Here is a 749-nt window from a genome sequence, read left to right as displayed (position 1 = left end):
AGTTCGATCATGTTGTTTACCTGGACCTGTATGAATATGTAGGAACTGTCCACTTAATAGATCATACTCAAGTTGAATTTTTAACCCCGCTGTATGGCTACATCCTCCTGCACCCGGATAAACGAATGAAAAGGAATCCGGGAGTTGAAATGCGGTTGAATCTAAAATACGAATACGCTTGAAAACAGAAATATATGGAGAAGAAATCAGCATAGATGAGGTCAATTTTTGGTTTAATAGTTCAGCTAATATGTGTTGTAAAAATTGAACGGCCGCTTTATTAAATCGTTGATTCAATCCCTCAGAACTGATAAGTACTTCGGTTGATGCTTCTAAACAGCTAGATAACTGAGCTAAAGAAGTAGTAGCAACATTTTGGCTCATCCATACACATAAAGCGACTAAATCTTTTGCTTGGTATTTACTGGTTCATTGTACGAAACCGACATCTCTAGCAAAATCTCGTAAGATATTTGGAGATAAAAATCTTTGAATCTCTTGAGCAAATAGTTGTAATTCATCAGATACAGAAATAGACATACAAAAACGCCATCCTTTCCTATGATTCTACAGAAAGAATAGCGTATTTTTTTATTTTAGGGGAATTTTGGTTTGCTTGATAGCGATGGGGCGTAATTCCTATATCTAGTGAACCGTCTTTATACTTTCCGAACAATAGCCAAATAAATGGATGATGCTATACTTTGAATAAAAAACACAAGCATTACATAATAAATAAAATATTCCTT

The 749-nt window shown here is 34.7% G+C and carries 1 pseudogene; it reads right to left on the bottom strand.

What is annotated here, in order from left to right:
- Positions 1 to 540: pseudogene (locus tag LOK41_RS28350) on the bottom strand (IS4 family transposase); the annotation flags it as partial.
- Positions 541 to 749: the final 209 nt, after the last annotated feature.

This window comes from Bacillus sp. TL12, assembly GCF_022625245.1.
Lineage (GTDB): Bacteria > Bacillota > Bacilli > Bacillales > Bacillaceae_G > Bacillus_A.
This window is presented reverse-complemented; position numbering and strand designations above follow the sequence as displayed.